12 protein-coding genes are annotated in these 16,768 nt (G+C 66.1%); 6 read left to right on the plus strand and 6 right to left on the minus strand.

Annotated elements, in window-relative coordinates; all coding sequences use genetic code 11:
- Positions 1-212 precede the first annotated feature (212 nt).
- The 5 genes from BLR24_RS04735 to BLR24_RS04755 form a co-directional block, all read right to left on the minus strand.
- Entirely contained in the window at positions 213-2,114 is a 1,902-nt protein-coding gene (locus BLR24_RS04735) for a phage integrase family protein (protein WP_093013462.1), read from the minus strand.
- The gene (locus BLR24_RS04740; RefSeq protein ID WP_093013465.1) at positions 2,111-2,371 is read right to left on the minus strand and encodes a hypothetical protein; all 261 of its coding nucleotides are present in this window, start codon (positions 2,369-2,371) and stop codon (positions 2,111-2,113) included. Before BLR24_RS04740 ends, BLR24_RS04735 begins: the two co-directional genes overlap by 4 nt.
- Positions 2,372-2,672: 301 nt before the next feature.
- The gene (locus BLR24_RS04745; protein ID WP_217636286.1) at positions 2,673-2,936 is read right to left on the minus strand and encodes a hypothetical protein; all 264 of its coding nucleotides are present in this window, start codon (positions 2,934-2,936) and stop codon (positions 2,673-2,675) included.
- Positions 2,937-3,193: 257 nt separating this feature from the next.
- A complete protein-coding gene (locus BLR24_RS04750) occupies positions 3,194-4,273 on the minus strand; it encodes a ParB/RepB/Spo0J family partition protein (protein WP_093014685.1) in 1,080 nt (359 codons plus the stop codon).
- A 252-nt stretch (positions 4,274-4,525) separates the two neighbouring features.
- Positions 4,526-5,761: an AAA family ATPase gene (locus tag BLR24_RS04755; protein WP_093013471.1), complete on the minus strand. Its 1,236-nt coding sequence runs from the start codon at positions 5,759-5,761 to the stop codon at positions 4,526-4,528.
- A gap of 596 nt (positions 5,762-6,357) precedes the next feature.
- Here BLR24_RS04755 and BLR24_RS04760 point away from each other — a divergent pair.
- From BLR24_RS04760 to BLR24_RS04775, 4 genes are all read left to right on the plus strand, one after another.
- On the plus strand, positions 6,358-7,665 hold the full coding sequence (locus tag BLR24_RS04760; protein ID WP_254787166.1) for a replication initiation protein: 1,308 nt from the start codon (positions 6,358-6,360) through the stop codon (positions 7,663-7,665).
- A 149-nt stretch (positions 7,666-7,814) separates the two neighbouring features.
- Positions 7,815-8,594 carry an acetoacetate decarboxylase family protein gene (locus BLR24_RS04765; protein ID WP_093013474.1) on the plus strand — a complete coding sequence of 260 codons (780 nt, stop codon included), beginning with the start codon at positions 7,815-7,817 and terminating at the stop codon, positions 8,592-8,594.
- 29 nt (positions 8,595-8,623) lie between these two features.
- A complete protein-coding gene (locus BLR24_RS04770) occupies positions 8,624-9,436 on the plus strand; it encodes a helix-turn-helix transcriptional regulator (protein WP_093013477.1) in 813 nt (270 codons plus the stop codon).
- 89 nt (positions 9,437-9,525) lie between these two features.
- Complete coding sequence (locus BLR24_RS04775) at positions 9,526-10,287, plus strand: response regulator transcription factor (RefSeq protein ID WP_093014691.1); 762 nt, start codon at positions 9,526-9,528, stop codon at positions 10,285-10,287.
- A 97-nt stretch (positions 10,288-10,384) separates the two neighbouring features.
- Here BLR24_RS04775 and oxlT read toward each other — a convergent pair whose 3' ends face one another.
- Complete coding sequence (oxlT, locus tag BLR24_RS04780; RefSeq protein WP_093013480.1) at positions 10,385-11,737, minus strand: oxalate/formate MFS antiporter; 1,353 nt, start codon at positions 11,735-11,737, stop codon at positions 10,385-10,387.
- 181 nt (positions 11,738-11,918) lie between these two features.
- On the opposite strand from oxlT, the gene BLR24_RS04785 reads away from it, so the two are divergent.
- Complete coding sequence (locus tag BLR24_RS04785; protein WP_254787167.1) at positions 11,919-13,808, plus strand: sensor histidine kinase; 1,890 nt, start codon at positions 11,919-11,921, stop codon at positions 13,806-13,808.
- A gap of 279 nt (positions 13,809-14,087) precedes the next feature.
- Positions 14,088-16,325: an NADP-dependent isocitrate dehydrogenase gene (locus tag BLR24_RS04790; protein ID WP_093013486.1), complete on the plus strand. Its 2,238-nt coding sequence runs from the start codon at positions 14,088-14,090 to the stop codon at positions 16,323-16,325.
- Positions 16,326-16,768: the final 443 nt, after the last annotated feature.

The raw sequence follows: 16,768 nt of genomic DNA on the forward strand, positions 1-16,768 counted from the left end.
ATCTGCCAGTTGGTTGAAGAAGAGCGGGCTGCGCGGCCGGGTGCCGCGCACCGGAGTGCAGAAGACCACTGTGTGCATACCGTGCATCTTGCGCGGATCGGCGGCGGCGAGCGAGCATGCAAACGCGCTAGCAGCTAGCGAGTTTCGGTATGGCTCGGCGCACTCGCCAGCGCATGCGGTGCGACGCGCGCCCGGAAGCCGCGGGGCTGCCTTCAGCCGGCGGCGCGCACCGGTGCCAGGGTCTGCGTGCGATCTGTGGTGAGGTAGATGGCCGTCGTTCCCACGGAGGCATGGCCCAGGTTGTTCTGCACCACCTGGATCGGCACGGGCACCTGGCCTGTTCGGCCACGCAGGGCGTGAGCGCCATGCGAGTGGCGAAGCCAGTGAGTGCTCGCTTTCTTCAGCTGCTGTGCCTCAGCGCCCTCCAGGCCCGCGGAGGCCTGCGCGACAAAGGCCTTGATCGCCTGGTACAGGCCCGAGGCCGACCAAGCCACCGGGCACCGCGATTCGGTGTCGAAGCGAGCCAGCACATGAATGCCGCGATTGCTCACGGCGCCGACCTGCCGCTCGAAGCCATGCCGCGCGAGCTCGTCCTCGAGTTCGGCCACGAGCGCGGGCGGCACGGGCACCTGCCGGCCGCGCCCGCCCTTGCCGGCCACGGCCAGTTGCCAGCCGGTCGCGGCGACGCCGTCGGCGCTGCGGTCTTCGACCTGTTCGAGGTCCTCGCATTTCGCGCCCGTGATCTCGGCCAGCCGCAGTCCGGTCGCATAGAGCCAGCGCATGCCGCGGCGCAGCCGGCGCCGGGCTTCGGTGTCGGCATGCGCCTGGAGCAGCGCGTCGACGTGGTCCCATTGCGCAAAGCTCAGCGCACGGCGCGAGTCGAGCGGCTGCTGCAAGCTCGATGGCGGCGCAAGGGTTGCGAACGGATTGCCGACCAGGTAGTTCTGGTTCACGAGAAAGGCGTAAAGGCTGCGCAGGATCGCGATCGCCTGGCGCAGCGCGGACTGCGCGAGCGGTCCTTCCATCGGCCGCCACAGCGGCGACCAGCGCTGGTGGTGGCGCGCACCGCACCAGCGGTCGGGCGGATCGAGCAGGAAGTCGCGGTAGTCGATGGCGTCCTCGACGGTGAGCGACGACAGTGCCTTGCGCCGCTCCAGCACGGCCCAGAGCAGCAAGCGTTCGGCCTCCTTGCGGTACGAGCGCTGGGTGGCCGACAGCTCGCCGGTCGCATCGCCTGGGCGCTTGGCGCTGAGCCACGCGCCGATCGCCTCGTGGTCGTTCGCGGCCATCAGCAGACAGCGTTCGCGCGGCGCGCGATTGCTGCCTGCGCTGCCGTCGAGCTCGGCGGGCAGGACGAACTTTTCGTACGGAACGAGCGCGGTTCCGGTCGGCACCACCGCGGCCAGCGCCAGCGGCGCGAGCTGCGCCCTGGGCTTCAAGGCGTGGGAACCGATGCGCAACCCAAGCGCCTGCTGGTTGGCGCACAGCCAATCGAGGATCCGCGCCGCCTTGAGTTCCCCCACCCCGGGCACGTGGGCCCACCAGCGTGCGCCGACGCCGTTGACGCGGTCGACCAGCGCGGAAAGCGTTGGCACACCGGCGCGCTCGAGGCGCGCGGCCACCGAAGGATTGAGCCAGGCCAATACGCTGTCGCCCGGCCGCGGATCCTGCGCGACCAGGTTCTCGAGCCAGCGCAATGCTTCGAGCTGGCGCTCGATGACCTGGGCGCGACGCGAGGGGCGAGCGCCCTGCCCTCCCCCGCCGGTGGCAGGATAGGCCGCTTCGTAGGCCTCGATCTGCTCGGTCTCGGAGAAGTCCTCCAGGCCCTGCGCCGCGGCAAACTCGGCCAGGCTCGGCAGTGCCGGCGCGGCCGGGAAGCGGTCCGGATCGAGCAGGATCAGGCGGGCGGTGCCGGGCCTGCGCTCGCGCCGTGCCGCCGCCGCGAACTCGTCACGGATCCAGGCGATGGTGCGGCGCACCGTGCGCAGGTCGGTGTGTTCGCCTTCGAGACGCAGGTAGCGGTCCCAGCTGGCCCTTTCGTCCAGGCCCTGGGCCAGCGCCCGCATGAATGCAAAGTGCCCCCGGTGCAGTTTGCGCGCGGTGCCGGGCTTCATGAGGCCGAAGTCGGGTTCCGGTCGCCGGTCGATTGCCAGAACTTCCACCACGGCCGCGGCTCTGGGGGTGCCTCCGGCGGCAGCTGCTGCAGTTGGCTCTCGCGCGTGCGCCGGCGCTGCTCGACTTCGAGCGCATGTGCGATCCCGAATGCTTCGCGGTCGCCGCGTCCCGCGAGCGCGCGCCAGCTCACTGCAAGCCGTGCGAGTTCGTCGTCGTCAATATGGGCCAGCTGGGAAGGTGTGGGGACGGAAGCCATGTCTCTCCGATCTAGACGAGGATCGGCCGACTCGTCGTAGCGAGGCGGAACATGGCGTTGGACGGCTGCTTGCCTGGCACTGGAGCGATGGTCTGTGTCATGAATTGCTTGATGATAACTGAAGTAATCATCAATACACATTTTGTGTTGCAAGAACGCACTTCCTTAAGGTGTCAGCCCTAAGTTATTGATTTATAAGGATTTTATCTGCTCCGTGGCGAGTGTCCAGTGGTGTTGCGAAGAAGCAATGGGGCACGGATCACCGTGTTCGCGCATCGGTTGGGCCGGGTTTTCTTGCCTGCTACCCCGGGTCGCTGACAGGCAGGCGCCGCGCTACTTTCAGGCAGGCGGCCACGAAACGCCGGGCAGCCGCCGCGTCAGCGTCCTCCAGAGACCATTGAGCGGGCGAATCGTCTTCGGGATCTGCGAAGGCAGACAGGGCGATGCCGAGCGAAAGCCGCAGGGGCGCCGGAATGCCGTCGTCGTCGACAAGAAGAAGAGCGGCAATCCGTGCGGCCTTGGGGGTCAGTTCCGCGGCCTGCTGGTGAAGGGGGCCCATATGCATGTCAGTTGCCCGGCAAACGACGTGCCCGGCAGCCGCCAAGGCAGTGCAGGCGCTGAGGCAGCGACCGGGAAAACGGTGCGGGCCTCGTGCGGCTTGGGGACGGCGCCCTGCCCTGCCCTTTTTCCTTTTTGCGGTGCGAATTGCTCGCAAGGGCCTGCGCCAACAGTCAATGCACGCAAAGTCTGCCGGGGTGGCCGGGGCGCGAAGAATCCCAACCGTTCTCACATTGAGGCGCCGCCCACCCCCGGCGGCTCGGTTTACAGGGTGCGTGACTTGCGCAGAGCCTCTGCGATACCGGCCTCGAGCGCCTCGGGGCTGGCGTCGGTCGCAGCTTCAGGGCTGAGGGTGATGGTGATCTCGCCACTCTTGGCGCGAACCAGCGTCCCGAGCTTCTGGCCGCCCGAAACGACGTCGAGCTTCTCGGAACGCTCGAAACCCGGTTTCGCATCGAGCAGCCTAGCGACCACCATCGCGGGCGCTAGGCTATGGCCCCGCAGCCTCTCCACGCGCTTCAGGACACCGCGCCGATCCTTCTCCATGGCCGCATTGATCTGCTCGGCATGGCGGAAGCTGATCTCGAGCGGACTGCGAAAGCACTCGACCACCGCCGAAGGCAGCTGCGCGACCATCAATGCCTTGCGCACCCAGGTGTGGCTCACGCCCAGTGCCTCGGCGAGCTGGCGCTGGGTGGGGAACAGTTGCTCCTCGAGTGCGCGCTGGTACATCAGGCCCTGCTCATAGTTGGACAGATCCGCGCGTTCGCGATTCTCCCGATCCATGGCGGCGAAGAGCGCCGCGTCGCCGAGCTCGTCGACCCAGATGGACGCCAGCACCGGGATGCCAAGTTCCAGCGCGGCACGGTGCCGGCGATGGCCGAAGACGATTTCGAACTGGCCGGGCTCTTCCTTGATCGGCCGCACCAGGATCGGCTGGACATTGCCGCCCCCGTGCTCGATGTCGGCCTTGAGGCCGGCAAACGCACTGCTCGAAAACGAGGCGTCGTGTCGGTTGGCCCAGCGGCTCGGACGGATGGTCTTGGGGTCCATCTTCCGCGTCGGCAGCGAGCCTTCGTACTGGCTGAGCTTTTCGCGCAGTGCCGCCATCTCGCCTTCGACCTGCTGGATCTGGCCGCGGAAAGCCATCATCTGGCCCGGACCCGTGCGGGGTGCGAGGCTTCCGCCCACGGCCGGTGGAAACCTGGTTTCCACGACGTTCGATGCCGACGGCGGCACCGCGGGCGCCGCCTCCGACGCGGGTGCGGCGACGGGCTCCTGGGCGGCTTGGGGAAGCATCAGGCCGGCGGTCAATGCCTCCAGACGCTTGCGGGTGCTAGCCATGATGGACACTCCTTGGCGCGGCGTGCGCCGTACTCAACGTCGGGAAACGGGATTTCCAGCGCCCGCGGCAAGCGCCCGTCCGCAGACTTTGCGGCATTGCCAACCGCAATGCGGATTGCCGGGCGAACTGCCGTGGAAACCAGGTTTCCACTGTTTCAGGGATGTCCAGCCTAGCCGGAAGATACAGAACGAACGATGGCGTGGAAACCAGGTTTCCACCGGAACAGGAAGTGGCGTGCATTGGCACCACGGTCATTGCAGGGCCCTCCCTTGCGCTGTCCACGCGCCGACCACCGATTGCTCGACCAGTTCGACGAACGAGTCGTAGGCGTCGACCGCCCGCTTGTAGGTCTTGGCGGCACCCTCGTATTTCTGCACGTCGTAGACCGTGGCGAACTCGGCAGCCTTGTTGCTGGTCACGCTCGTCTTCGGGATCTCGACCGGCAGCGTGTACTCGCCGTAGGTTGCCTGGATCCATTGGCGCACGGCCGGCATGGCGGGATCGGCTGCGTCCACGCGGCTCAGCAGCACATGGAGAAAGTCGAAGGCCTTGCCTTCGCGGTCCTTGCTCTGGCCGTCGAGGTTACCGCCCAGATCGGCAAGCAGCGACCAGAACTGGGCGGACGACGCGAAGTCGAGACCGGATGGCGGCACCGGAACGACGATGCCGTTCGCGGCCCACAACGCATTGATGGTGACGTACGACAGGGAAGGGGGCGTGTCGATCACGATCACGTCGTAAAGGTCGCGCACCGATTCCAGGCCCTCGTTCAGCACGTCCCAGAACTTGGCGCCGGGTTGTTGCATCTGGCGGGCGGGGAGGGCGAACTCCGCGGAGAAGAGAAAGGGCGCGGCCGCGACAAGGTCGATCCCATCCCAGTAGGTAGACCGGATCGCGTAGCGGATGTCGTTCTCGCTGCCGTCGCACAGCGGCCCGATGGTCATGTCCTCGGTAACCTCGGCTTCGGGCAGCAGGCCATGCAGCGTCGTCAGCGAACCCTGGGGATCGGTGTCGATCGCCAGCACGCGGTGGCCGCGGAGGCTGAGCCCCTGCGCCAGCACCATGGCGGTGGTGGTCTTGGCCACGCCGCCCTTGAAGTTGCCGACAGCGATGGTGATGGCTTTGCGGCCCGCCGGCCGCATCTTTTCCGCACGGTAGGTCTTGGTCCAGCGGCGCAGTTCGTCGAGCTCGAAGGTTCGCTTGCCGCCCGAAGGCGTCAGCCGGCCGGCCGGGAGATCCTCCTTGGTGATGCGGTAGGCGACATGGGCCTTGTCAACGCCGCAGAGTGCGGCCAGTTGAGCGGTGGAGTAGGTCGGCGGGATCTTGCGGGCCTCGGGTGCCAGCAGCATGCCGCGGATCTGCTCCACCATCGATCCGGCGCGCGTGGCAAGCGCCGCGATCTTCTGCATGTTGATGGTTTGGCGGGGTGGAACCTGAAGCTCGGTGGAAACCAGGTTTCCACTGACCGGCGGCACGGGAACTGACATTTTGTATGGCCTTATTCGACAGAATCTGGCAATTCTATGAGAATCTGTCGAATGGACAAGTTCTATCGACAAGCCCGCCGTAGCAGCCCCAAGTATTGTGAGGACGGTTGGGGACCAAGGCCCCCAAAGGCCGCGCGCGCGGTTGGGATGCGGCCACAAACCGGGTCAGGGTGCCTGCAGCCCCCGATAAGCCGGGTCCATTGCGCGCTTTGCGCCTGATTACGGGGTGCGTAGGGGACGGCAACCCATATCCACTCACATTGGAACCCATCCGAACTCACAAAAGCCGCGTCAGTCTCCCAACCAGGCTCACTTCAAACCCCAACCGATCTCACATTCAATCCCAACCGATCTCACAGCCGCAGGCGTAAGTACCTGTCACGCAACAGGAAAACGCATCCTCAACTCTTCAATCTCCCAAGTGTTTATCTGCAAACATACCAAGGCACCACCACACGCCTAATGTGAATTGACTGAATCACAATGCAAAGGCATGATGTGAAACCACTTTATTGCCGCCGCAGACCATGGTCGAGGAAGAAAATTCACAGTCACGGTCTCCGCCCCGGCAATCGCCCACGGCCGAAGAACAGAGCGTGGCCAAGGCCAACGAGGCCATCGCCATCCGCCCCAAGCGCGGGCGGCTCACCTTGCTTTCGCGGCGCATTTACAACGCGCTGCTTTACCACTCGCAGCGCCAGGGCGTGGACGAGCCGGTCTATAAGCTGACGCTGAGCGAACTGATCGGCGACGCCCGCTTCAATTCGAACAACACGGAGCTGCTGAAATCGCACCTGCGCGACATGCAGGCCACGACCATCGAGTGGTCGACCAGCAGCAGTTCCCTCAAGCGATGGGTGTCGTCGCAGCTGCTTGGCACCGTCACCATCGAGGAGCAGGGCAGGGGGCGGCCCTGCATGGTGACCTGGCGCTATCCGGACGAGATCAAGGAGCGGCTGGTCAAGCCGCACCAGTACACGCGCGTGCTGCTCGAGATGAGCAGCCAGATGCGCAGTTATTCCGCCGCCGTGCTGTACGAGATCGGCGCGCGCTATCTCACCTCGCCCGGGCGCCTGTCGATGCGGGAGGATGTCGTCTGGTGGGCCGCGGTGCTGACGGGCCGCAGCGACATCAAGGAAGTCGACTACCGCTTTCTCAAGCGCGACGTCATCAGCAAGGCGCTGGCCGAGATCGACGCGCTGTGCGAAGACTTCGGACTCGAGCTGATCGAGCACAAGCGCGGCCGCAAGATCGAGGAGATCCAGTTCAGGGTCGTTCCCAAGATCCAGCAGCGTCTGGGGGACATCAGTGCATCGAACCGGAACGTCTTCGACCTGGAGTTGGTCGGGCGCCTCATCGCGCTGGGCCTCAAGCAGGACGAGGCCCAGGACCTCTACGCCACGACTGATGAAGGGCAGATCCGCGCCACGCTGGACCACGTGGACCAGCGCCTGCGCAACGCGGCCATGCCGGAGCTCAAGTCGCCGGCCGCCTATTTCAAGGACGCGCTGAAGAAAGGCTATGCCGGCGTGACCGCCATGGAGCCGGCGTCCGGTAGCAATGGGCAGCCGCCCGTGCTCGCGCCGCCTGTGGCTGCGCTGTCGGAGGCCGATCGGCTGCGGCGCATCCGAGAGCTCTGGGAAAACGACCGCATGGGGCAGGCGCGCGCCGTGTTCGCCGAGATGCCTCAGGGCATGCAGGCCGAAGTATGCACACGCTTCGAGGTCGCGCGGCTCGAACAGATGGCGGCCCCCATCGCGCGCGCCTGGCGGAGGGACGGCCCGGCGAGCCGCGTGGCCGCCACCACCTTCTACCGCTGGCTCGCGCAGGACACCTGGCCGGAGGAGCCAACCGACCGGGTGCTGCTGGATTTTGCCCTGCAACGTGGTGTGGTCGGCATCTAGGACTTCCGCGTAAGTTTGCGATCACTTTCTCGGAGTGGTGCTCACGCATGTCACTCCGCGGCTCGTTGCGGTAGATCACTGGCGTACAAGACGGATGGAGTTCGCAGCCCTATCGTGCGGCGTTGACTTCTCCAACTCGCAGAAAACCGATGCCGCCGTCCTTCACCCCGCCTTTCACTTCTTCCGGTCGCAGCGCCCTCGTGCAAGCGCCGCCCTGGTACTACGCCGGCTGGCTCGTCAACGTGGAATTCGCGTTCGACGCCGGGCTGGGCGTGGCGATGGTGCCGCCGCAACTCGGCGTGGCCACCGGCAAGGGCTGCGTTCATTTCGCCGACTGGCAGTCCTGCGGCAACGACGGGCAGGAACTGCTCGACCCCGTCTATGCGCAGTACCGCGAGACCATCGTGGTGCTCGAGATCGCGCCAGGGCAGGGCGCTGATGCGCGCTTCTACTGTCCCCTGATCTACGTCGACCAGGACATTTCGTTGCTGCGCGGCTGGCTGCAAGGCTGGCCCAAGAAGATCGGGCAGACCTGGCTGACCCGCAGCCTGCCACTGGTGCACCCGGCGGCCGCGCCGTTGTCCAAGGGCAGCCGGCTCGGCGCGAGCCTCAGCGTGAAGGAGCGCCGGCTGGTCGATGCGACTGTCACGCTGACCGATGAGAAAACCGGGCGCCTGGGCTTTCTCTCCGCGCCGACGATCGGTGCAGTGGGCTGGCCCGACCTGACGCAGCCCGGCATCCCCGCCGCTCCCCGCTACCTGCGGGCCGACATCGTGGACCGCGTCGAATCGGGCTGGACGCAGGGCAGGGCGACGCTGCGGTTTCACGAGCACCCGGTGGAAGAACTTTCGCTGCTCGGGCGGGTGGAGGCGACGCAGGCCAGCGCGGGCTGGATGGGCATCACGGTTCGCGGTGCGCTGGCCGCGTGAGGGGGGCCGAGGGCGCTACCCTTCGGAAAATGAACTTATCCACCGCCTCGCACATGATCGGCCTGCCGATGGAAGACGGCGCGCAGATCGAGGCGATGTTTGCGTCCGATCCCAAGGCGCGCTTCGAGCTGCACTGGCATGCCGAATGGAGCGTGGGCGCTGTTCTCGAGGGTCGCTGCGAGTTCACGTGCGCCGGTGAACGGCACACGGCGCAAGCCGGCGACCTCGTGCTGATGGCGCCGTTCATGTTGCACACGGCGGGTGTCAGCGCGCAGGGGTTCCGGATGGTGATGCTGTATGTGCCGCATGCCTGGGTCGGGAGGCGCTTTGCCTGGCCACCCGCCGAGCGCGGAGTGCTGCGCGAACGGGTCTGGAAGAACGAACGCACAGCCTGCGCATTGGCTGCAGCGGCGCAATCGAGAGACGGGGCGGAGGTCGCCGATCTTCTCGAACAGATCCTCCGTTCGCAGACCGGGACGGAGCGCGTGCCGCTCGAACGCCTGCCGGGCGACGCCCGCGTCGAAGCAGTCTGCGAGGCCCTGGCGACGGAGGACGCCTGCCGCATGGCCCCCGCCTTGCTCGCCCAACGAATGGGCGTGTCGCGCGAACACTTCCATCGCCTGTTCCGCTTCGCCGTCGGCATGACGCCGGCCCACTATGCGCGGCTCGCGCGCATCGGCCGCGCCAAGGCGATGCTGCGCGAGGGCAACTCGCCCGCCGAGGTGGCGACGCAATGCGGCTTCGTGGACCAGGCCCATTTCTCCAGATGGTTTCGCCGCTGCTTTGGCGTGACGCCGGGCAACTACATGGTCGGGCCGGATGGGGCAGAACGGACTGCTTGAGAAACTCGCGGCGGGTTGCGCCGATGTCGGAACTTGGCCAGCCCGATGTCGCCGCGTTCGAGTCGCCTCGGAGCACAATCGGCCCTGCCATGAGCACCATTGCCGAACCGTCGTTCCCCATCCCGCATGCCGCGCCTCGGATCCGCGTGCTGATCGCCGACGACCAGGCGCTGATCCGCCGCGGCATGGCCATGCTGCTGGACGCCGCGCCGGACATCGAGGTCGTCGGCCAGGCGGCCGATGGCGTGGAAGCCGTGGAGTTGGCCCGCCGCCTGTTGCCTGACGTGGTGCTGATGGATCTGCACATGCCGCGCAAGGGCGGCGTGCTCGCGACGCGCGAGATCTCGGCCGCCTTGCCGCACACGCGCGTGATGGTGCTGACCACCTTCAATCGCGACGATCTGGTCTTCGACGCGGTGCGTGCTGGCGCGCAGGCCTACCTGCTCAAGGATGCTTCGGAAGAAGAGGTGCTGGACACCGTCCGGGCGGTGCATCGCGGCGAGTCACGGCTGACGCCGCAGATCGCGCGCAAGGTGATGGACCAGTTCCGGCTGCTGGCCGATCGCGTTGCGCAGGAGCCGCTACCCCCGCTTACCCCGCCCACGCCGGATGTCCGCGCCGCGACCCAGGCAACCGCGCCCGGCGAGCCATTGCGGCCCGATGCGACCAAACCGCTGACCGAACGCGAGACCGCGGTGCTCGAGCTGATCGCCAAGGGCTACGGCAATCGCCAGATCGCCGCGGCGCTCAACCTGGCCGAGGGAACGGCAAAGAACCACGTCAGCCGGATCATGCAAAAGCTTCACGCGAACACCCGCACCGAACTGGCGGTGCTGGTGTTGAAGAAGTAACCCCCGAAGCGCCTCCGGCGCCTCCCCTCTAGGGGGCGCACCCAGTGGCCCGGCAAAGCCGGCTCCACGGGTGCGCTGGATTTGGCAGTGGCGCTGGTCAGGCCGTGCGGCCTGCGGGCGACAGTCCGGGCATCGAGAGTTCCGGCGCCGGCGAAGGAGAAGGCGATGCAGCAGCGTTACCGGCCGTGTGCTTGGCCAGTACCGGCCGCAGCGCGACGATGGCCAGGAACGCGGCGAACAGGTCCAGCCCCGCCACGGTGTAGAGCACGGTCGACCAGGTGCCGGTGGCCTCCATCATCAGGTTGCCGAGCGGCACGAAGAGCGCGCCAACGCCCTTGGCGCAGTACAGCACACCATAGATCTTGCCGATGTGCTTGGTGCCGAAGGCGTCGCCCGCCAGCGCGGAGAACAGCGAATACACCTCGCCCCAGGCCAGGAAGACCACGCCCGACAGGATGAGGAAGGCCCACGGGTTGTGGCCGAAGTAGCCCAGCGCAATGATGCCCAGGCCTTCCAGCGTGAAGGCGATCACCATCGTCTTCTCGCGGCCGATGTGGTCGGATACCCAGCCGAACAGCGGGCGCGAGATGCCATTCATGACACGGTCGAGCATCAGGGCCAGCGGCAGTGCAGCCATGGTGACGAAGTACAGGTCCACCTTGAAGTTCTTCACACCCAGGTCCTGTGCGATCACGCCCAATTGGGCCACGGCCATCATGCCGCCGGTAACGACGCAGGAGAACATCAGGATCATCAGCCAGAACAGCGGCGTGCGAAGCGCTTCGCCCAGCGTGTAGTCGCGCCGGCTCTGCATGACCTTGGTCGAGGCACGTACTTCGTCGCCCTTGGGCGCCCGCAGGAACCAGGCGGCGAGGAAGGCCAGCGTGCCCTGCAGCAGGCCGAAGAACAGGAAGGCCTGCTGGAAGCCCGAGGATTCGATCATCGCGGCGATCGGCAGGATGGTGGCGGCCGAGCCGGCGCCATAGCCGCCGGCCGTCAGGCCCACCGCCAGGCCGCGCCGATCGGGGAACCACTTGAGCGCGTTGTTGATGCAGGTGGCGTAGATCGAGCCCACGCCGATGCCGCCGATGGCCGCGCCGAGGTAGAAGCCCATCAGCGTCGTCGCCTGCGAGTTGACGACCCAGGCCGCGCCGATGAACAGCGCGCCGAAGGCCACGATCAGGCGCGGTCCGAACTTGTCGATGAAATAACCCTCGATAGGCGCGAGCCAGGTCTGCACCAGCACGAAGATGGTGAAGGCGATCTGGATCGACGCGCGCTCCCAGCCGAACTTGCCCTGAATTTCTGGCACGAACAAAGTCCATGCGTACTGGATGTTGGCGGTGGCGATCATGCAGACGATGCCGACAGCCAGTTGCAGCCAGCGGTTGTCGAACAAGCGCGGCGGCGCGCCGGATGCCGTCTGTGTCAGGGAAGTGGTTTTGTTCATTCGCTTCGTCTCCATTCGTTGTCGCGCCGATCGCGTCGCGGCACGTTGTGGGTTGGGAATCAGTCGCGCTGCGGGCACGGATCGCGATGGGTGCAACTGTTCCCGCAAACGGCCGCCGGCGCGCCTGCCGGAAGTCACTCGGCAGATCGAGACAAACCCCGAGGGCTAAGGGGAAGTCCCCATGCCGAAAGTCATGGTGGCCCTTTGCGAGAATGCGCTGCCAATGAACCTCGCACGTCGCATCGATCCACGGCGCTCCATGGCCGCCGCGATTGGCTGGCTGCTGATTGCGCTCACCTTGTGCCTGGCACTGGTGGCCAACCTGTGGCTGCGCAGCTTCGTGCGTGCGACGCTGCTCGAGCAGCACGGCCAGCGCCTGGAAGCCGCGGCCGAGCACGTCAATGCTGAACTCGACACCGCACTGCTGCTGCGCCTGCAGGCGGTCAGCGTGGTGGCGGCCATGCTGTCGGAGGACGTGCAGCACAGCGAAGGCGAACGCCTGAAGCGCTCGCTCGAAGCGGTACGCCGCGGCGTTCCAGACCTGATCTGGCTGGCGGTGACCGATGCCGATGGCTTCATCGTCGCAGCGACCGACGAGCAGGTGGTCGGCCAGAACGTCAATCAGCACGCGTGGATCTCGCAAGGCCTGAACGCCGCATGGATCGAGGAAGGCCGCTCGCCGCGCGAACGCTTCCTGAAGCTCACCGCGCCGGTGCGCAATGCCGACGGCGCGATCATCGGCGTCGTCGCCGCGAACCTGAGCTGGAGCTGGGTGCAGAAGATGGTGGCCGAAATCCGCGCCTCGCCGGGCGAATGGCTGCTGATCGACCGCGACGGCATCGTGCGCCACGGGCCGAGCGCCCTTCTTGAGAAGCGCTGGCAGGATGTCGGTGATCCGGTGACGCCCTTCGATCCCCTCGTCGCCGGCCTGGGGACCGACGGATCCGATCTGCCCACGCGCATCCGGACCAGGCGGCTCCTGGACAACCGGCCCTACCTGATTGCGTCTCCACCCAATGCCCGCGACGGAACGCTGCGCCGGCTTGGGTGGCAGGCCGTGGTGATTCAGCCGGTCGAATCGGTCGCGGCGTTCGCGACGGCCATCGAATGGCGCATCTCGATCGTGCTGAGCCTGCTGGGCCTGGCCGCCGCCGTCGCCGGCATCATCGTGGCGCACCGCCTCACGCGGCGCGTGAGCGTGATCGCTCATTCGGCGGACGCGGTGCTGGCCGGGAGTGCGACGCGCATCGAGGTGCCGCAAGGTGTCGACGAAGCCGCGCGGCTGGGCAGTGCGCTCGACCGACTGCTGGACACGCTGCAGCGCGAACGCGACGAGTTGCGCCGGCTCAATGCCGAACTGGACGAACGCGTGCACCAGCGCACCGAGGAGATCAATCGGCTGGCGCAGGAGTCGCGCGATGCCGCGGTGGTGCGCGAGCGCCTGCGCCTGGCGCGCGGGCTGCACGATACGCTGGCGCATTCCATGATGGCAATGCTCACCGAGATCCGTGTGCTCAAACGTCTGGCATCCAGCCGGCCCGATGCGCTGCCGGACGAGCTGGTCCGGGCCGAGCGGGCGGCGCGCGACGGGCTGGACGAGGCGCGCCGCGCGATCGACCAGCTGCGCAGCAACCCGGTGCGCGACATCGGGCTGGGTGCGGCACTGGCCGAGTTGGCCAAAAACCTGAGCGAGCGCTCCGGCATCGAGATCGACTGCCAGATCGAACCCGCTTTGTCTGCCCTGGCGGCCGAGCCGGCGGAGACCGTGTTTCACATGTGCGAGGAGGTGCTGCGCAACGTCGAACATCACGCGGGCGCGCAGCGACTCCTGATCCGCCTGCAGCGCGTTGCGAACGACAACGTGGAATTGGAGATCGGCGACGACGGCATCGGCTTCGAGCCGAGTGCAGGCGCAGCCGGGCACTACGGACTTGTGGGGCTGCGGGAGCAGGCCGACGCGATTGGCGCCCGGCTGCGCATCGACAGCCGCCGAGGCGAAGGCACCCGTGTCTCCCTGTATTGGACGTTACGCGGGCGGAGCGTGAGCCAGGACCTGCCGCTACCGGCGTAGTTGGGGTCGACGCTCAGGCGCGGACGCGAGCGACGGTACTGATGGAACCATTCATGAGGGAAAACGCCGCTTCCGGCCAGAAGCGAGCCTGCCTCGAAAGGGGAGAATCGATACCACAACTTCCTGAGCGCCAGGCGCATCTGGCCGCGAGCCACGGCCCAAGCCCCGACAATGCGGTGCGCGCCGCGCCTCAACTTGTTAAAGTTTGCGCCCGTTCGCCACGCCGTCCATTTCGTGACATTGCGTTGTTATTGTTGTTCAGCCCGCCCGAAAGCCACCATGACCGCCGAAAACTCCCAGATCATCTATACCCTCACCGACGAGGCACCGCGCTTGGCAACCGCCTCGCTGCTGCCCATCATCCAGGCTTTCGCCAAGCCGGCGGGCATCGACGTCGCCACCAGTGACATCTCGGTGGCCGCCCGCATCCTGGGTCAGTTTCCCGAAGTGTTGACCGAAACGCAGCGGATGCCCGACAACCTGGCAGGACTGGGCAAGCTGACACTGCGGCCCGAAGCCAACATCATCAAGCTGCCCAATATCAGTGCCTCGGTGTCCCAGCTGAAGGCCGCCATCAGTGAACTGCAGGACAAGGGCTACAAGATTCCCGACTACCCCGAGAGCCCGAAGACGGACGAGGACAAGAATATCCGCGCGCGCTACAACAAGTGCATCGGCAGCGCGGTGAACCCGGTGCTACGAGAAGGCAACTCCGATCGCCGCGCGCCCAAGGCAGTGAAGGAATTTGCGCGCAAGAACCCGCACAGCATGGCCGATTGGAGCCAGGCGTCGCGTTCGCACGTTTCGCACATGCACCACGGCGACTTCTATCACGGCGAGAAGTCGATGACGCTGCACAAGGCGCGCGACGTGAAGATGGAACTGCTCACCAAGAGCGGCAAGGCCATCGTGCTCAAGTCGAAGGTTTCGCTGCTCGACCGTGAGGTGATCGACTCGATGTTCATGAGCAAGAAGGCCCTGCTCGATTTCTACGAGCAGCAGATCCAGGACGCGCACAACACGGGCGTGATGTTCTCGCTGCACGTGAAGGCCACCATGATGAAGGTGTCGCACCCCATCGTGTTCGGCCACTGCGTCAAGATCTTCTACCGCGAAGCCTTCGAAAAACACGCCAAGCTGTTCGAGGAGCTGGGCGTGAACGTCAACAACGGCATGGTCGACCTGTACAACAAGATCGCCACCCTGCCTCAAAGCACGCAGGACGAGATCCGGCGCGACCTGCACGCTTGCCACGAACATCGCCCCGAGCTGGCGATGGTGGATTCCGCCAAGGGCATCACGAACTTCCACTCGCCCAACGACGTGATCGTGGACGCCTCCATGCCCGCGATGATCCGCAACGGCGGCAAGATGTACGGCGCCGACGGCCGGCTGAAAGACGTGAAGGCCGTGATGCCCGAGAGCACCTTTGCCCGCATCTACCAGGAGATCATCAACTTCTGCAAGTGGCACGGCGCCTTCGACCCCAAGACCATGGGCACCGTGCCCAACGTCGGCCTGATGGCGCAGCAGGCCGAGGAATACGGCTCGCACGACAAGACCTTCGAGATCCCCGAGGACGGCGTGGCCAACATCACCGATCTCGATACGGGCGAAGTGCTGCTCAGCCAGAACGTGGAAGCGGGCGACATCTGGCGCATGTGCCAGGTCAAGGACGCCGCCATCCGCGACTGGGTCAAGCTCGCCGTCACGCGCGCGCGCAACTCGGGCATGCCGGTGGTGTTCTGGCTCGACGCCTATCGCCCCCATGAGGCGCAGCTCATCACCAAGGTCAAGATGTACCTGCACGAGCACGACACCACCGGACTGGACATCCAGATCATGAGCCAGGTGCGCGCCATGCGCTACACGCTGGAGCGCGTGGTCCGCGGGCTGGACACCATCAGCGCCACCGGCAACATCCTGCGCGACTACCTGACCGACCTGTTCCCCATCATGGAGCTGGGCACCTCGGCCAAGATGCTGTCCATCGTTCCTCTGATGGCTGGCGGCGGCATGTACGAAACGGGCGCCGGCGGCTCGGCACCCAAGCACGTGCAGCAGCTGGTGGAAGAGAACCACCTGCGCTGGGATTCGCTGGGAGAGTTCCTCGCGCTGGCCGTGAGCCTGGAGGACCTGGGCATCAAGACCAACAACGCCAAGGCCAAGGTGCTGGCCAAGGCGCTCGACACCGCCACCGGCACGCTGCTGGACAATAACAAGGGCCCCTCGCCCAAGACCGGTCAACTCGACAATCGCGGCAGCCACTTCTATCTGGCGCTCTACTGGGCACAGGCCTTGACCGCGCAGACCGAAGACAAGGAACTGGCTGCCCACTTCAAGCCGCTCGCCGATTCCCTGGCCGCCAACGAGCAGAAGGTCGTGGACGAGCTCGCCGCCGTGCAAGGCAAGCCGGCCGACGTCGGCGGCTACTACCTGCCCGACGTGCGCAAGACCGATGCAGTGATGCGGCCGAGCGCAACGTTCAACGCGGCGCTGGCCGCCGTGGCGGGCTGAGGAGGGTAGGGCGCGGCCAACAGCGATCCCTCGAACAGGCTTTCAATGAAAGGGATTGATTCCGTTCGAGGTCGCTGAGCGACATGTGCAGGCTGCAGGGCGATGCAAGCAACGTCGATAAATGCGAATCGACCCAGATCGCTCTGCCGCCGGACCTGCAAGCCCTGAGCATGAGGAGTGACAGCGGCCGGCATCGAGGCGGTTCCCTGAGCGGCTTTTTCTCCCTGGCCTCTACCAGCGCCGAACCGCTGTCGACAGGCAGTGTGCGTGACCCAGGTGAAGTCGGAGTGAAGTTCGTGCGGGAGTTCTGTGAAACGATACTGGCCGTCTTGTTTCGTGGGACTTCTTCCTCAAAAAAACTTACGCCCCCAACCAGGGCCGCCTGTCAACGCTAGCTGCGCAGCGCGCTCTCCGATCGACGATGAGCGCGGGTCGAGCGCACC

It is taken from the genome of Variovorax sp. OV700 (assembly GCF_900099805.1).
GTDB lineage: Bacteria > Pseudomonadota > Gammaproteobacteria > Burkholderiales > Burkholderiaceae_C > Variovorax.